We start from the raw sequence: 14,958 nt of genomic DNA on the forward strand, positions 1-14,958 counted from the left end.
GGGCGGGGACCGGCGTTCGGTGTTCGTCGCAGGTGGCGGCCGCCGGATCAGAACCAGTGCAGGCAGTGCGGCGTGCGCTCGGCGCGGAACAGGGCGTCGGCGAGGGCGGCCGCGCCGGGGCGGTGGGCCAGGACGTGCCCGGCCCGGACGAGCGCGCTCGGGGCGGTGCCGCCGAGGTAGACCGCGCCCAAGTCCCGGATGTCCAGGGAGAGGTCCGGCTCCCGGTCGGTCGGGACGCACTCGGCCTTCCCGTCCCGGACGGTCAGCAGGTGGCGGTGGTGCTCGCCGAGGAACGGGTCGTCGACGTCCAGGACGAGCTCGCCGTCCGTGAACCAGCCACGCGAGGTCAGCGCGCGCGGGACGTCCAGCAGCCGTACCCAGAGCCAGTCCGTCTCGCCGCCCGGCTGGACGGCGCGGAAGTCCTCCAGCTGCCAGCGCAGCGGGTGCTCCGCCGGGACGTGCTTGAGCACGACCTGGGCGGCCAGGTCGTGGCCGAGCACGAACCGGGCGAGGTCGGTGTAGCCGGCGTCGTCGACGGCGATGGTCTCGTCGACCGTCAGGGTGTCCCCGTCCATCGAGTAGCTGGCGTACCCGTCCGGCGTTCCGTCGGCGTCCCGGTGGACGGCGACGTGGCGCGCCGTCGGGGCGGTCGGCACCTGGCCCGCGCCCAGCTCCCACCAGCGGCGCGGCCGGGACAGCGCGCCGGGCTGGGCGCGGCGGTAGCGGTCGTAGACCTCCTCGATGATCCGCCCGCAGTCGGCCCGCTTGAACAGCTCGACCGAACCGCCCGCCGGGGCCCCGGCCGCCAGGCGCACCGCCCGGGGCGCGGCGAAGGCGGCCTGGTGGCGCTGCACCGTCAGCCGCTGGGTGTACGTCGCCGGGCCGTAGCCGAACCGGCCGTAGATCCCGGCCTCGGAGGCCAGCAGCACCGACAGGAACTCTCCCCGGCCCCGCAGCTCGGCGAGCTGGTGCCGCATCATCGCGGTGAGCACGCCCTGGCGCCGGTGGGTGGGCAGGACGCCGACGGCCGTCACCCCGGAGGTCGGGACGACGACCTGCCCGGGCAGGGTGAGTTCGAAGGTGTACGCACCGGCGGTGCCGACGGGCCGCCCGTCCGCCGCCACGGCGAGCAGGTTGCGGTCCATCTCGGTCGCGGCCCACCAGACCCCGCCGCCGTCCGCGCCGGGGGCGTCCGAGAAGCGCCCCAGCGCGGTGTGGAAGGTGGCGACGAACGCGTCGAGGTCCTGGTCGGTCGTGGAACGGATCTCCATGTGGTGCTGCTGCCTCCCCGTGTTGCCGGCGCCACTTCGTTTGGCGCCCCCCGAAGTTCAGCGCGGCCGCGCGACCGGGTCAACCGAATTAGGGGGCGTCGGATCAGGGGGCGTCGGAAGTCCCTCCGTGCCGGCGGTCCGGGTGGCCCGCGCCGCGCAGCAGCGAGCCGAGCGAGAGCATCGCGGACAGGCCGAGCAGCACCGTGGACCAGAACCAGAAACGCACCCAGGTGTCGGGGACGGGCAGCAGGACCGCCAGCACCGCCGGATACAGGACCAGCAGCCACGCCAACCGCCGCTCGGCTCCGGCCTGTTGGCGCAGCCGCCCGGCCGCCCGCTCGCCCTGCCCGGCGGCCCCACCGGTGACCAGCCGCAGCCCCTCGGCGGTGGTCAGCCGACACGTGTGCACCAGCGCCGCGATCATCGTGAGGAGCAGGGCGAGCCCCAGCAACTGGGCCCATTCGGGCACGCTGGGCCGGCCTGACGTGGTGACCACCAGCATCGGCACCGCGAAGAGCAGGGTGCTCGACGCCTCGAAGGCGACGAGCCGGGCGGCGGGGGTACGGGGCGCGGCCACCGACGTCTCCCAGGACAGGAGTCTCCGGTGGCCGCGGGCACAGCCGTTCGCCCGGCGGCGGTGTGAACCCGTCATGACCCCGGCTGCGCTTCACCGGCGCCCGCGCGGACGGGCCCGTCGGAGCCGGACCGGTCCGGGGCGACGCGCGGCGCCGTCAGGACGTACTCGTCCGGGTCGATGGCCCGGGTCCGGCGGCGGAACCGCCAGGTCGACGCGGGCCAGATGGTGGTGACACGGCCCGTGCGGTCCTGGTACCAGCCGGAACAGCCGCCCGCGGCCCAGACCGTGGGGGCCATCCGCTCCTCCAGTTCGGCGTTGTACGCGTGCTGCGCCTCCGCGCGCACGTCCACGGAGCCCAGACCGCGGCTCCGCATCAGCCGCAGGGTGCTGAGGAGGTAGTTGATCTGCGACTCGATCATGTGGATGAGGCTGGTGTGTCCCACGCCCGTGTTGGGTCCCGCCATCAGGAACAGGTTGGGGAATCCCGCGACGGTCGTGCCGAGGTGTGCCTGCGGGCTGCCCTGCCAGACCTCGTCCAGGGACCGTCCGTCACTGCCGATGACGTGCTTCGCGTAGGAGGCGTCGGTGACCCGGAATCCGGTTCCGAAGACCAGGACGTCCACCGGATGCGCGGTGCCGGCGGACGCGGTGCCACCGGGTCCGGCCTGGCCGCCGCCGCGCGGGGTGGTCAGGACCGAGTTCGGCCCGACGCCCGCGATCGGGTCGGTGACGACGCGGACGTTGGGTTGCACCAGTGCCGGGTAGTAGTCGTCGGAGAGCAGGACCCGCTTGCAGCCCAGCGCGTAGTCCGGGGTCAGCTTGGACCGCAGCTCGGGGTCCTCGACCTGGCGGTGCAGATGGGCCAGGGCCTCCCGGCGCCCCAGCTCGGACATGGCGCGGTTGCCGAGCAGCGCCGGCAGCGTCGCCTCCCGTGCCAGGTACTCCCAGCCCCGCGCCAGTCGCTGCGCCGTCGGGGACAGCTGGAACAGGCGGTGCTGCCACGCCGGTACCGGCCGGTCCCGGCGCGGGGCGATCCATGACGGAGTGCGCTGGAAGACGGTCACCTGCCGGGCCGTGCGCTGCAGGTGGGGGACGAACTGGACGGCGCTCGCGCCGGTGCCGATCACGCCCACCCGCTTGGCCGACAGGTCCAGGTCGTGCCGCCACCCGGCGGAGTGGAACGCCTCTCCGGTGAAGCCGGCCAGACCGGGCAGCGCGGGGACGGCCGGCTCCGAGAGGGGCCCTTGGGCCATCACCAGCAGCCCGGCGCTGAGCGGTCCGGTGCTGGTGTCCAGCTCCCAGCGCAGCCGCTCGGCGTCCCAGGTGGCGCGGCGCAGTTCGCAGCCGAGCCGCAGGTGGGGCGCCAGGCCGTACCGGCCGACGCAGTGCTTCAGGTACCGGTCGATCTCCTCCTGGGGCGCGAAGCGCCTGCTCCAGGCGGGGTTGGGTGCGAACGAGAACGAGTACAGGCGCGAGGGCACGTCACAGGCGCAGCCGGGATAGGCGTTGTCCCGCCAGGTGCCGCCGACCTCGTCGGCCCGCTCCAGGAGCAGCAGGTCGCGGTGGCCCTCCCGCAGCAGCCGGATGGCCGTGCCGAGGCCCGCGAATCCCGCGCCGACGATGACGACGGACGCGTGTCCGGGTGAGGCGCCGGCCACTTCGCGCGGGGCCGGGCTCGTGGTGTGCGGGTCGGTCATGGTTCCCCTCCGGCCGAAGACTGTTCGAACTGAATGCTATCGTAGACATAACGATCGTAACTCTCACGATAGATGGAGTGGCGAATGAGGATTCTGGCTCTCGGAGGCCCCGGAGCGATGGGCGCCGTGGCGGTACGCGTGGCCGCCGGACTCACCGGCGTCACCGAGATCGTCGTGGCCGACCGGAACCCGGAGGCGGCCCGGACCCTGGTGCGCCGGCTCGACGAGGGCGGCACGGGTGGCGCGCCGATGCGGGCGCTGACGGTGGACGTCACCGACGGCCGCGCCCTGCACGCCGCCCTGGAGGGCGCGGACGCCGTCCTCAACACCGTCGGCCCGTACTACCGCTTCGGCCTGACCGTGCTGCGGGCCGCGATCGCGACCGGCACCCACTACCTGGACATCTGCGACGACTGGGAGCCGACCCTGCGGATGCTCGACCTGGACGAGGAGGCCCGGGCCGCCGGGATCCGTGCCGTGGTGGGCATGGGCGCCAGCCCCGGTGTCAGCAATCTGCTGGCCACACGTGCCGTCCGGCACCTGGACCAGGTCCAGGACCTGTACACCGCCTGGCCCGTCGACGTCTCCGGCGGCGGTGGGGACGACGAGCAGCTCAGCGACCCCGACGGGCGCCCCAGCGCGGCCGCCGTGCACTGGATGGAGCAGATCAGCGGGAAGGTCGCGATGGTCAGCGGCGGACGGCTCGTCCACCGGCGGCCGCTCCAGCCGGTCGCGCTCTCCGTGTCCGCCGGACGCACCGGCACGGCCTACACCGTCGGCCACCCCGAGCCGGTCACCCTGCACCGCAGCTTCCGACCGGCCGGCGAGGCCGCCAACCTCATGGTCGTCACCCCGGGCACGCTCGCCTACCTCGACGTCCTGCGCCGCGACATCGACGCCGGAAGACTCACCAACGAGACCGCGGCGGCCGCACTCGCCAAGCCCACGGTGGGCCGCGCGCTGCGGGCCACCGCGGGTGCCATGACCCGCAAGGGACCCGGCTCACTGCCCCCGTTCTTCGCCGCCGCCACGGGCACCCGCGACGGCCGCCGCGTCACCGTCCTGGCCCGGCTCGCCGACACGCCCGGCGCCTCGGCGCTGATCGACGACATGGCGGAGGCGACCGGCCTGCCCCTGGCGCTGGGGCTCGCGCAACTGCTGGACGGCACCGGTGGCCGCCCCGGCGTCCACCCGCCGGAGACGGCCATCGACGCCGACCGCTTCTTCCTCGACCTGGCACGCCACGTGCCCGACCTTCCCGGCGACGACGGCCCCCGCGACGGCGTGGTCATCGACGTGACCCCGGCCCCGTGAACCGCGACCCAGGAGACAGAACATGCCACCAGAGACGGCCACCACACCCCCCACCGACGTCATCGACGTCGCGGGACGCACCGTCCGCTACGCCGCGACGGGCAGCGGCCCCCCGGTGCTCCTGCTGCACGGCCTGGACCGCAGCCTGGCGGACTGGGCACCGCTCCAGGCGGCCCTGCCCGGCCACCGGCTCATCGCGATCGACGTCCCGGGGTTCGGCCGGTCCCAGCCCCTGCCGGACTGCCGGCTCCCCTCGCTGGCCGGGCACGTCGAGCGGGCACTCGACCGACTCGGCCTCACCTCCGCCGTCCACGTGGTCGGCAACTCCCTCGGCGGTGCCATCGCGATGCGGCTCGCCGTCCAGGCCCCCGCGCGCGTGTCCTCGCTGGCACTGCTCAACAGCGCCGGGTTCGGCCGCGAGGTCACCTGGGCGCTACGGGTCCTCGACCCGCCGCTGCTCTGGCGGTTTCTCCTGCGCCCCACCGAGGGGAACGCACAGTTCGCGGAGCGTTCCCTCTTCCACGATCCGGCCTTCGCGACCCCCGAACGGACAGCCGCCGCACTCGCCCTCGCCCGCCGCGAAGGAGCCGCCCGCACGCTGCGGCAGGTGGCCCGCGAACTCGGTTCCTGGCGCGGCGTACGTCCCGGCTGGCGGACGGAGCTGCTGACGGAGGTCTCGGCGCTCGACATCCCGACGCTGGTCGTCTGGGGGACCCACGACCGCATCCTCCCCGCCCGCCATCTCCTCAACGCCGCGTCCGCCCTGCCCCTGGCACGTACCCACCTCTTCCCGCGAACCGGTCACCTGCCGCAGATCGAGCGCGCCGAGGAGACGGCCGGCCTGCTCGGCTCGTTCTGGAACGACCTGTGAAGCGCGCCGCGCGAGGGCTCGGCAGCGGGTGCGACGCGCGGGTCCCGGCCCCGGACCGCCCGGTACCCGCCTACCGGTAGGCCACGTGGTCGCCCCGCTCCGGATCGGGGCGGCCATGACGGCCGACCTCGCCCCGCGCCCCCGACGGGCGGCAGGCACTACATTGGAGCGGAGAGGGGCGCCGATCCCGAACGGGGTGGCCGATGCACTCGATCACCGACTGGCTGAGCGGCCTGTCCGGCCCGGTCGTGTGCGTGGTCGTCGCGGCCCTCGTGTTCGCCGAGGACGCCCTGTTCTTCAGCTTCTTCCTCCCCGGCGAGACCGCCGCCGTCCTCGGCGGGTTCCTCGCCCACCAGGGCAGGGCCCCGGTCGGCTGGCTCGTCCTGGCCGTGGTCTGCGCGGCCGTCCTCGGCGACACCGCCGGCTACGAGATCGGCCGCCACCTCGGCCCGAGGATCCTCGACACCCGCCCGATGCGGCGCCACGCCAACCGGGTCGACCAGGCGCAGGAGCTGATCCGCCGGCGCGGGCCGGCCGCCGTCTTCTTCGGCCGGTTCGTCGCCTTCTTCCGCGCCATGGTGCCCACCCTGGCCGGCATGTCCCGGATGCCCTACCGCCGCTTCGTCCTGTTCAACGCCCTCGGCGGGCTCCTCTGGGGCGTCGGGTTCACCCTGCTCGGCTACTTCGCCGGAGCCGCCTACGCCCGGGTCGAGGGCACCGTCGGCCGGGTCCTCGCCCTGGTGATCGGCGCGTTCGTCGTCGTCGCCCTCGCCGTCTGGTGGTTCCTGCGCCGACGCGGGTCCGGGGAGGGCGACCGCACGCCGGCCCGGGCCCAACGGGACGGAGAGCAGCGGGACGGGGAGCGGCGGGCGGAAGAGCGGCGGGACAGCGGGCAGCGGGGCGGGCGGCCCTGACGCCGCCGCCCCCTCACCGGCGCCCGCCGCCGCTTCCGGTCACCAGCGGCCGTGCACCTGCGCCCGGATCCGCCGGTCGTACAGCTCGCGCACGGCGGCCAGGGTGGCCGGCGGGAGCGGCGCCGAGTCGGCGGCCGCCGCGTTGGCCCGGGCCTGCGCCACGTTGCGCGCCCCGGGGATCACCGTCGTCACCCCCGGCTGCTGGGTGACCCAGCGCAGCGCCGCCTGCGCCGAGCTCACCCCCTCGGGCGCGAACGCGGCGAACTCCGCCGCCGCCTCGACGCCCGTCGCGAAGTCCACCCCGGAGAAGGTCTCCCCCTGGTCGAAGGACTCGCCGTGGCGGTTGTACGTGCGGTGGTCGTCCGCCGCGAAGACGGTGTGCTCGTCGTACCGGCCGGACAGCAACCCCGAGGCCAGCGGCACCCGGGCGAGGATGCCCACCCCGGCTGCCTCGGCGGCGGGCAGCACCTGCTCCAACGGCTTGAGCCGGAACGCGTTCAGGATGATCTGCACGCTCGCGACGTTCGGGCGCGCGATCGCGGTCAGCGCCTCGGCACAGGTCTCCACGCTCACCCCGTACGAGGCGATCCGCTCCTCCGCCACCAGGGTGTCCAGGGCGTCGAACACCTCGTCCGAGGAGTAGACCGGCGTCGGCGGGCAGTGCAGCTGCACCAGGTCGAGCCGGTCCACCCCCAGGTTGTCCCGCGAACGGTCGGCCCAGGCACGGAAGTTGGCGAGGTTGTAGTGCTCGGGCCGCTGCTCGACCCGGCGGCCGAACTTGGTGGCGACGAACACCCCGGCGTCCGGGCGGTCCTTCAGGAAGCGGCCGATCAGCCGCTCGCTGCGGCCGTCGCCGTAGACGTCGGCGGTGTCGAAGAGGGTGACGCCGGCCTCCACCGAGGCCTCCAGCACGGCGAGGGCGTCCTCCTCCCGGACGTCCCCCCAGTCCGCACCGAGCTGCCAGGTGCCGAGTCCGACGATCGAGACGGGGCGGCCGGTCCGGCCGAGTACGCGCTGTTCCATGGGGGCGAGCCTCTCACGCGGCGCCCCCAGCGCACCACGCCGCACGGTGGGCACACCTCGTCGTACCGCGTCGCACCGCCGACGGCTCCGGACGTCCGGGTGGAAAGCTGGGGACACCGACGTCGGCACCACCTGCGAGGCCCACCCGTGACCGTATCGATCGCCCTGTTCACCCAGGACCTGCGGCTGCACGACAACCCCGTGCTGCACGCCGCCCGCGCCGCAGCCGACCGGGTCGTCCCGCTGTTCGTCCTGGACCCCGCCGTCGAGGGCGCCGGCTTCGCCGCGCCCAACCGGCTGGCCTTCCTGGCCGACTGCCTCGCCGACCTGGACGCCTCGCTGCGCCGGATCGGCTCCCGGCTGGTCGTGCGCCGCGGCGAACCCGCCGAGCAGACGGCCAGGGTCGCCGCCGAGGCCGAGGCCGGTGCCGGTGCCGAGGCCGGTGCCGCCACCGTCCACGTCGCCGCGGGCGTCAGCGCCTTCGCGCACCGGCGGGAGGAACGGTTGCGCGAGGTGTTCGGCGACCGCCTGCACGTCCACGACGCCTCGCTGACGGTCGTCCCGGCGGGCCGGATCACCCCGGCCGGCCGGGACCACTACGCGGTCTTCACCCCGTACCACCGCGCCTGGCAGCAGACGCCCCACCGCACGGTGCTGGGCGCGCCCCGGACGCTCGACACCCCGGACGGCATCGGCGGCGAGCGCCTCCAGCCCACCGGGCCGCTCTCGCCCGCGCTGCCGCCCGGCGGCGAGAGCGCGGCCCGGCGGCGGTGGCGGCGCTGGGACGTCGACGCGTACGCGCGGGTGCACGACGACCTCGCCGCCGACGCCACCTCCCGGCTCTCCCCGTACCTGCACTTCGGCTGCCTGTCCGCCACCGAACTCGTCGAGCGCGCCCTGCGGCACGACGGCGAGGGCGCGCAGGCCTTCGTCCGGCAGCTCGCCTGGCGCGACTTCCACCACCAGGTGCTCGCCGCCCGCCCGGACGCCGCCCACCGCGACTACCGGGACAGGGGCGACCACTGGCACCGGGACGAGCGCGAGGCCGAAGCCTGGCGGCAGGGCCGCACCGGGTACCCGATCATCGACGCCGGGATGCGCCAGCTCGCCGAGGAGGGCTGGATGCACAACCGGGCCCGCCTGCTGACCGCGGGCTTCCTCACCAAGTCCCTGTACCTGGACTGGCGGATCGGGGCCGCCCACTTCCTGTCGCTGCTGGTCGACGGGGACGTGGCCGACAACCAGCTCAACTGGCAGTGGGTCGCGGGCACCGGCACCGACACCCGCCCCAACCGGGTCCTCAACCCGCTGCGCCAGGCCGACCGCTACGACCCCACGGGCGACTACGTACGCCGATGGGTCCCCGAGCTCGCCCACCTGCCCGGCCCGGCCGTCCACCGCCCCTGGCTGCACGACGCCGACTACCCGGCCCCGCTCATCGCCCCGGACGCCCTCACCGAGCGGTTCCGCCAGGGGCGGGGCCTGGACTGAGTTTCATAGCCCGGACCGAGCGCGAGGGCCTGGGCTGAGCCAGGAGGCGGACGGACGCACGGTACCCCGGTACTACGGCCCCGGCGATGATCGGCCCCGGGTACCACGGATCGCGGCGCCGTCGAACCTAGCGTGGAAGGTACCGGCGGCCGGGACGACCCGGCCCACGAACGTTGAGGGTGAGCGATGATCGAGGCGCACCAGCTGACGAAGCGGTACGGGGAGAAGACCGCCGTCGATCGGCTGGACTTCACGGTCCGGCCGGGTACGGTCACCGGCTTCCTCGGGCCCAACGGGGCGGGCAAGTCCACCACCATGCGGATGATCGTCGGACTGGACGCGCCGACCGGCGGTTCGGTGCGCGTCAACGGCCGCCGCTACGCCGAGCACGCCGCTCCGCTCCAGGAGGTCGGCGCACTGCTGGAGGCCAGGTCGATCCACCCCGGCCGCTCGGCGTTCAACCACCTGATGGCGCAGGCCCACACCCACGGCATCCCGCGCCGCCGCGTCGACGAGGTGATCGAGCTGACCGGCCTGCGGTCGGTGGCGCGGAAGCGGGCCGGGGCGTTCTCGCTCGGCATGGGCCAGCGGCTCGGGATCGCCGCCGCCCTGCTGGGCGACCCGGCGACGGTGATGCTCGACGAGCCGGTCAACGGGCTCGACCCCGAGGGCGTCCTGTGGATCCGCAACCTCCTCACCTCGCTCGCCGCCGAGGGCCGCACCGTCTTCGTCTCCTCCCACCTGATGAGCGAGGTCGCCCTCGTCGCCGACCACCTGATCATCGTCGGACGGGGCCGGCTGCTGGCCGACACCACCGTCCAGGACCTGGTCCGCGAGGCCGGCGGCGACGCCGTCACGGTGGCCAGCGCCGACCCGGCCCGGCTGCGCACCCTGCTCGCCGGCCCCGGCGTGGAGATCTCCGGCCGCTCCGGCTCCGAGGAACTCCTCGTCACCGGCCGCACGGCCCGCGAGATCGGCCTGACCGCCGCCTCGCACGGCATCGCCCTGTTCGAACTCGCCACCCGCACGGTCTCCCTGGAACAGGCGTTCATGGACCTGACCCGGGACGCCGTCGAGTACCACGGCACCACCACCACTGCCACTGTCGAGACCCCGAGGAGCGCGGCATGAGCACCCTCGCACCGAGCCAGACCGCCACGCCCGCCGGCCCCGGGCCCGAACGCCCCGTCTACAAGGTCACCGCCGCCCGCGTGCTGCGCTCGGAGTGGGCCAAGCTGTGGTCCCTGCGCTCCACCTGGATCACCCTCGGCCTGGCCCTGCTGTTCCTGGTCGCGTTCGGCCTGATCGCCGCCGTCCAGTTCAAGTCCAGGCTCGACTCCGGCCGGCACCTGGACCGGGACTTCTCCGACGCCACCGCCCTGAGCCTGTCCCTGTTCGGCACCAACTTCGCCCAGCTCGCGCTCGGCGTCCTCGGCGTGCTGATCGCCGCCGGCGAGTACTCGACCGGCATGATCCGCTCCACCCTGGCCGCCGTGCCGCGCCGCCTGCCGGTCCTCTGGTCCAAGGCGGCCGTGTACGGGGTGATCGCCCTGCTGCTCGGCACCGTCGGCGTGTTCGTCGCCTTCCTCACCGACAGCGGCATCCTGTCCGGCACCCGCGTGGCGATGGACCTCTCCAGCGCCGGCGCCGTCCGCGGACTGCTCGGCGCGGGCCTCTACCTCGCCCTCGTCGGCGTGATCGGCGTCGCCCTGGGCGCGCTGCTGCGCTCCGTGGCCGGCGGCATCTCCGTCCTGGTGGCCACCCTGATGCTGGTCCCCGGCCTCGTCTCGCTGCTCCCCACCTCCTGGCAGAGCCACATCAGCCCGTACCTGCCCAGCCACGCGGGCGAGGCGATGTTCGCCCTGCACCACGACTCGACCACCCTGTCGCCCGCCGCCGGGCTGGCGGTCTTCCTCCTGTGGACGGTGCTCGCCCTGGCCGGCGCAGCGGTGCGACTCGTGCGCAGCGACGTCTGAGAGACTCCGGTGCGGCACCCGGTCCACCGGGTGCCGCAGCCCCGCCCCTCCCTCGTACGACAGGTGACGACTGTGAGCCACCTCGACACCCGGGGACCGGTCCCGTCCGCGCCGCCGCCCGTGCCCGACCCGCTCCCCTCCCACCCGGCCTTCGCGCGCCTGGCCCGCCTGGGCCAGCGGATCCGGCAGGCCGACCGCTCCGACCCGTGGGTCCTGGACACCGCCGTGGTCGTCATGGTCCTCCTGATGTTCGGCCTCCCGGACCTCCTCCACGGCGACGTCGACCACGCGCGCGAGCACCGGATCCACTTCACCCGGCTGCCCCTGGCCGCGACCCTCGCCCTCCAGGCGGGCCTCGTCCTGCCCCTGCTGTGGCGCCGGCGGCGCCCGACGGCGGCGTTCGCGGCCATCATGACCGTCTTCGTCGTCCAGTGGTCCACGGGCGCGGCACTGCGGGCCGACGCCGCCCTGCTCGTCGCCCTCTACAGCCTGGCCCTGCACGGAAGCCTGCGGCACCTGGCCTGGGCGTGCGCGGCCATGGCCGCGGCGAGCACCCTGGTCGCCGCGGAGGTGTCCTCCGGGCTGCCCGTCGGCGACGCGCTGTTCTTCCTGTTCAGCGCCGCGACGGCGGCCGTCGCCCTCGGCATCGCGGTACGGATCCGCCGCGCCCAGCTCGCCGGGCTGCGGGAACGCGCGGCCCGGCTGGAGATCGAGCGCGACCAGCGCAGCCGGCTGGCCGCCGTCACCGAGCGCACCAGGGTCGCCCGGGAGATGCACGACATCATCGGCCACAACCTGTCCGTCATCGTCACCCTCGCCGACGGCGGCGCCTACGCGGCCGAGGCCTCCCCCGAGCGCGGACGCGAGGCGCTGCTGCTGATCGGCGACACCAGCCGCCAGGCGCTCGGGGAGCTGCGGCGGATGCTCGGCGTCCTCCGCGACCAGGGCGAGGACGCCGAACTCACCCCGCAGCCGGGCATCGCCGACGTCGACGGGCTGTGCGCCCGCATCCGCGCGGCCGGGCCCCAGGTGGTGTACACGGCCGCCGGGGACCTCGACGCCCTCGACCGCGGGGTCCAGCTGATGGCCTACCGCATCGTCCAGGAGTCGCTCACCAACACCCTGAAGCACGCCGGCCCCGGCACCCGGGCCCACGTCACCCTCACCTCCGGGGACGACCGGCTGCGGGTGCGCGTACGGGACAGCGGCCCGCCCGACGGCCCTCCGCCGTCCGCCCCCGGCCGGCCGCCCCGCGAGGGCCACGGCCTCGCCGGCATACGGGAACGCGCGGCCCTGTACGGCGGCACCGTCACGGCGGGCCCCGGGCCCGGGGCAGGATGGACCGTGGAGGCCGTACTCGACCTCACCCCCGACCCGACAGGCGGCCCCGCGTGACCACCCTCCTCATCGTGGACGACCAGCCCTTGCAGCGGTACGGCTTCCGCATGCTGCTGGAGAGCCAACCCGACACCGAGGTCGTCGGCGAGGCCGCCCACGGCGCCGAGGCCGTCCGGCTCACCGCCGACCTGCGACCCGACGTCGTCCTCATGGACATCCGCATGCCCGGCATGGACGGCATCGAGGCCACCCGCCGGATCGTCGCCACCGGCGGCCGCTCCCGCGTCCTCGTGCTGACCACCTTCGACCTCGACGAGTACGCCCACTCCGCCCTGCGGGCCGGCGCCAGCGGCTTCCTCCTCAAGGACGCCCGCCCCGAGGAGCTGCTCTCCGGGATCCGCGCCGTCGCGGTAGGCGACGCCGTCGTCGCCCCCGCCATCACCCGGCGCCTCCTCGACGCCTACGCCCACCACCTGCCGACCCGGCCGCCGGGCGCCGCCCCCGTCGAGGACAGCCGGCTGAACGCCCTCACCGACCGCGAGCGCGAGATCCTCGTCGCCGTCGCCCAGGGCTGGAGCAACAACGAGATCGCGAGCCGCCTCGTGCTCGCCGAGTCGACCGTCAAGACCCACGTCAGCCGCGTCATGGCCAAGATCGGCGCCCGCGACCGCGTCCAGGCCGTGATCTTCGCCTACGACCGCGGCCTCACCCGCCCCAACCCGCCCGTCTGACGGCCGCCCGCCGCGCGCTGTCTTCCAGCGCGCCCCTACGACCCGTACGGCCCCTACGGCCCCTCAGCCCCGATCGGCGAGGATCCCCGAGAGCACGCGGCGCGCGTCGCGGGCGTCAGCGCCGTCCTCGCCCAGGCTGTTGGCGCACGAGACGAGCGTCTTCCACAGCGCCCAGCCGCGTCCGCGCGCCCACGTGGCGTCGTCGACGCCAAGCCGCTTCCGGAACAGGTCGCGGCCGTCGGCCGAGAGCAGGGTCCACGCGATCGCGAGGTCGCAAGCCGGGTCCCCCACGCCACACGTACCGAAGTCGATGACGGCGGCGAGCCGTCCGTCCTCAAGGAGCAGGTTTCCCTTGGCGAGGTCGCCGTGGAACCAGACGTCGGCCCCGTCCCACCGCGCCTCGAGCGCCTGGGTCCACAGCTCGTGTGCCGACGCGACGTCGACGTGGCCGCGCAGCCCGTCCAGCGCACCGAGCGCCTGCGCCTCGTACGTCCGCAGCGTCGCGCCACGGAACCAGTTGTGCTTGCCGGGCTGCGGCCCCTCCGAGGCATCGACGCCCCGCAACGCGGCGACGAAGTCGGCCAGGCTCCCGGCGAAGCCGATCGGATCGACGACCGACTCGAACGTCGCGGGCGTGCCGTCGATCCACCCGTAGACCGACCACGCGAACGGGAAGGCCGCACCAGGACTCCCCTTCGCCAGCGGCACCGGGATCGGCAGCGGGAGAGCCGGTGCCAGCTCGGGCAGCCAACGGTGCTCCTTCTCCACGGCCAGGGCGTACTCCTCCGCGCTGGGCAGGCGGAGCACCATGTCCTCGCCCAGGTGGAAGGTCCGGTTGTCCCAGCCGCCGTTCTCCACAGCCGTCACAGGCAGTGCGGCCCACTGCGGGAACTGCTCGGCCACGAGCCGCCCCGCCTGTTCGGCACTGACGGTGACCCGCCGGGGCATCGGCCCGAGATCCGGCACATCGTTCAACAGGTACCCCCTCGGCAGGCTCTGGCGTGAGCGGACGGACGCTTGCTCCACGCGAGTAGAACCCACCCGACACAGGTTCGACAACCCGTCAGGACACCGTCTCCGGCTCGGGCACCACCCCCCGGCCCGCCAACACCGTTGTGTGCCCCTGGAGCGATGGCACTCCTTCAGTTCGATCCCACGGGGTTCAGTCCCAGTCGGTGAACTCGTGCGTCCGACGGCGGTACGGTCCCGGGAGGGCGGCGAGGCGGTTCGGCGGCCACATGTCGGAGTTCTCGCTGAGGGCCAGCACGCCGTCCTGGCGCACCAGCCAGACGTCCTCGTAGTCGAGGTGCAGGACCGCGTCGCCGGGTACCTGCGCGAGGAGGCCGTCGGTCAGGCGGGTCATGTCGTCCTGCTGGCCGGGGATGTCGGTGTGCTTGCCCAGCCGGAACGCGACCGAGACGGTCGGGGTGAAGACACGGCCGCCGATCCGCGGGTCCCCCCAGGGAGTGGGCCTGCAAGGGGTCACCCGGATCCAGGTGCCGTGCTCGGTGAGCGCGCCGTCTCCGAGCAGGGTGTCGACGCTTGCGGTGGCGTCGAAGAGCCGCATCGGCCGGGCGGCGTCGGCGAGGCTCCGGGCGACCCCGGCCGTGGTCCACGTGGTCACCAGGTCGAGGCTGTAGGAGATCGCCATCTCCGTCCCTCCCTCTTTCTACGGGCTGAGGGAGACTACCTTGCCGCACGTGTCGATCACCGTGATGGTCGCGCCCGCTCTGAAGGCCGGACAACCGCCCCGCG

The 14,958-nt window shown here is 74.4% G+C and carries 14 protein-coding genes; 8 read left to right on the forward strand and 6 right to left on the reverse strand.

The features are described 5' to 3' along the window. Positions 1–47: 47 nt before the first annotated feature. The 3 genes from ACFU7Z_RS22070 to ACFU7Z_RS22080 form a co-directional block, all read right to left on the reverse strand. Positions 48–1,271: a GNAT family N-acetyltransferase gene (locus ACFU7Z_RS22070; protein ID WP_380779068.1), complete on the reverse strand. Its 1,224-nt coding sequence runs from the start codon at positions 1,269–1,271 to the stop codon at positions 48–50. A gap of 103 nt (positions 1,272–1,374) precedes the next feature. Beyond that, positions 1,375–1,848: a hypothetical protein gene (locus ACFU7Z_RS22075; RefSeq protein ID WP_380779070.1), complete on the reverse strand. Its 474-nt coding sequence runs from the start codon at positions 1,846–1,848 to the stop codon at positions 1,375–1,377. Positions 1,849–1,919: 71 nt separating this feature from the next. Further along, positions 1,920–3,545: a flavin-containing monooxygenase gene (locus ACFU7Z_RS22080; RefSeq protein WP_380779072.1), complete on the reverse strand. Its 1,626-nt coding sequence runs from the start codon at positions 3,543–3,545 to the stop codon at positions 1,920–1,922. Between the two features lie 84 nt (positions 3,546–3,629). Here ACFU7Z_RS22080 and ACFU7Z_RS22085 point away from each other — a divergent pair, with 84 nt between their 5' ends. From ACFU7Z_RS22085 to ACFU7Z_RS22095, 3 genes are all read left to right on the forward strand, one after another. Continuing rightward, complete coding sequence (locus ACFU7Z_RS22085; protein WP_380779074.1) at positions 3,630–4,859, forward strand: saccharopine dehydrogenase family protein; 1,230 nt, start codon at positions 3,630–3,632, stop codon at positions 4,857–4,859. Between the two features lie 22 nt (positions 4,860–4,881). Beyond that, positions 4,882–5,730, forward strand: a complete 849-nt coding sequence (locus ACFU7Z_RS22090; RefSeq protein WP_380779076.1) for an alpha/beta fold hydrolase — start codon at positions 4,882–4,884, stop codon at positions 5,728–5,730. Positions 5,731–5,933: 203 nt separating this feature from the next. Beyond that, positions 5,934–6,644 (forward strand): DedA family protein, encoded by a 711-nt coding sequence (locus ACFU7Z_RS22095; protein ID WP_117485925.1) that lies wholly within the window; start codon positions 5,934–5,936, stop codon positions 6,642–6,644. 39 nt (positions 6,645–6,683) lie between these two features. Here the strand turns inward: ACFU7Z_RS22095 and ACFU7Z_RS22100 are convergent, their stop codons facing one another. Then, positions 6,684–7,667: an aldo/keto reductase gene (locus ACFU7Z_RS22100; protein ID WP_117485927.1), complete on the reverse strand. Its 984-nt coding sequence runs from the start codon at positions 7,665–7,667 to the stop codon at positions 6,684–6,686. Between the two features lie 147 nt (positions 7,668–7,814). Here ACFU7Z_RS22100 and ACFU7Z_RS22105 point away from each other — a divergent pair, with 147 nt between their 5' ends. From ACFU7Z_RS22105 to ACFU7Z_RS22125, 5 genes are all read left to right on the forward strand, one after another. Further along, positions 7,815–9,158, forward strand: a complete 1,344-nt coding sequence (locus ACFU7Z_RS22105) for a cryptochrome/photolyase family protein (protein WP_380779079.1) — start codon at positions 7,815–7,817, stop codon at positions 9,156–9,158. A gap of 186 nt (positions 9,159–9,344) precedes the next feature. Then, on the forward strand, positions 9,345–10,289 hold the full coding sequence (locus ACFU7Z_RS22110) for an ABC transporter ATP-binding protein (RefSeq protein WP_049649773.1): 945 nt from the start codon (positions 9,345–9,347) through the stop codon (positions 10,287–10,289). Continuing rightward, positions 10,286–11,134 (forward strand): ABC transporter permease, encoded by an 849-nt coding sequence (locus ACFU7Z_RS22115; RefSeq protein ID WP_117485935.1) that lies wholly within the window; start codon positions 10,286–10,288, stop codon positions 11,132–11,134. The genes ACFU7Z_RS22110 and ACFU7Z_RS22115 overlap by 4 nt, the downstream gene beginning before the upstream one ends. Positions 11,135–11,254: 120 nt before the next feature. After that, positions 11,255–12,529, forward strand: coding sequence for a sensor histidine kinase (locus ACFU7Z_RS22120; protein WP_380779086.1), 1,275 nt, complete (start codon positions 11,255–11,257; stop codon positions 12,527–12,529). Continuing rightward, positions 12,526–13,203, forward strand: coding sequence for a response regulator transcription factor (locus tag ACFU7Z_RS22125; protein WP_049649771.1), 678 nt, complete (start codon positions 12,526–12,528; stop codon positions 13,201–13,203). Before ACFU7Z_RS22120 ends, ACFU7Z_RS22125 begins: the two co-directional genes overlap by 4 nt. A 63-nt stretch (positions 13,204–13,266) precedes the next feature. Here the strand turns inward: ACFU7Z_RS22125 and ACFU7Z_RS22130 are convergent, their stop codons facing one another. Both ACFU7Z_RS22130 and ACFU7Z_RS22135 read right to left on the reverse strand, forming a co-directional pair. After that, complete coding sequence (locus ACFU7Z_RS22130) at positions 13,267–14,178, reverse strand: aminoglycoside phosphotransferase family protein (protein ID WP_380779082.1); 912 nt, start codon at positions 14,176–14,178, stop codon at positions 13,267–13,269. A 187-nt stretch (positions 14,179–14,365) separates the two neighbouring features. Next, on the reverse strand, positions 14,366–14,854 hold the full coding sequence (locus ACFU7Z_RS22135) for a SitI3 family protein (RefSeq protein ID WP_380779084.1): 489 nt from the start codon (positions 14,852–14,854) through the stop codon (positions 14,366–14,368). Between the last annotated feature and the right edge of the window lie 104 nt (positions 14,855–14,958).

Source organism: Kitasatospora sp. NPDC057518, assembly GCF_042802075.1.
Classification (GTDB): domain Bacteria; phylum Actinomycetota; class Actinomycetes; order Streptomycetales; family Streptomycetaceae; genus Kitasatospora.

Excerpts from the sequence above, each read along its gene's own strand:
- ACFU7Z_RS22095 (WP_117485925.1), top strand. The coding sequence starts at position 5,934 with ATGCACTCGATCACCGACTGGCTGAGCGGCCTGTCCGGCCCGGTCGTG.
- ACFU7Z_RS22135 (WP_380779084.1), bottom strand. The coding sequence starts at position 14,854 with ATGGCGATCTCCTACAGCCTCGACCTGGTGACCACGTGGACCACGGCC.
- ACFU7Z_RS22100 (WP_117485927.1), bottom strand. The coding sequence starts at position 7,667 with ATGGAACAGCGCGTACTCGGCCGGACCGGCCGCCCCGTCTCGATCGTC.
- ACFU7Z_RS22115 (WP_117485935.1), top strand. The coding sequence starts at position 10,286 with ATGAGCACCCTCGCACCGAGCCAGACCGCCACGCCCGCCGGCCCCGGG.
- ACFU7Z_RS22070 (WP_380779068.1), bottom strand. The coding sequence starts at position 1,271 with ATGGAGATCCGTTCCACGACCGACCAGGACCTCGACGCGTTCGTCGCC.
- ACFU7Z_RS22110 (WP_049649773.1), top strand. The coding sequence starts at position 9,345 with ATGATCGAGGCGCACCAGCTGACGAAGCGGTACGGGGAGAAGACCGCC.
- ACFU7Z_RS22080 (WP_380779072.1), bottom strand. The coding sequence starts at position 3,545 with ATGACCGACCCGCACACCACGAGCCCGGCCCCGCGCGAAGTGGCCGGC.
- ACFU7Z_RS22090 (WP_380779076.1), top strand. The coding sequence starts at position 4,882 with ATGCCACCAGAGACGGCCACCACACCCCCCACCGACGTCATCGACGTC.
- ACFU7Z_RS22085 (WP_380779074.1), top strand. The coding sequence starts at position 3,630 with ATGAGGATTCTGGCTCTCGGAGGCCCCGGAGCGATGGGCGCCGTGGCG.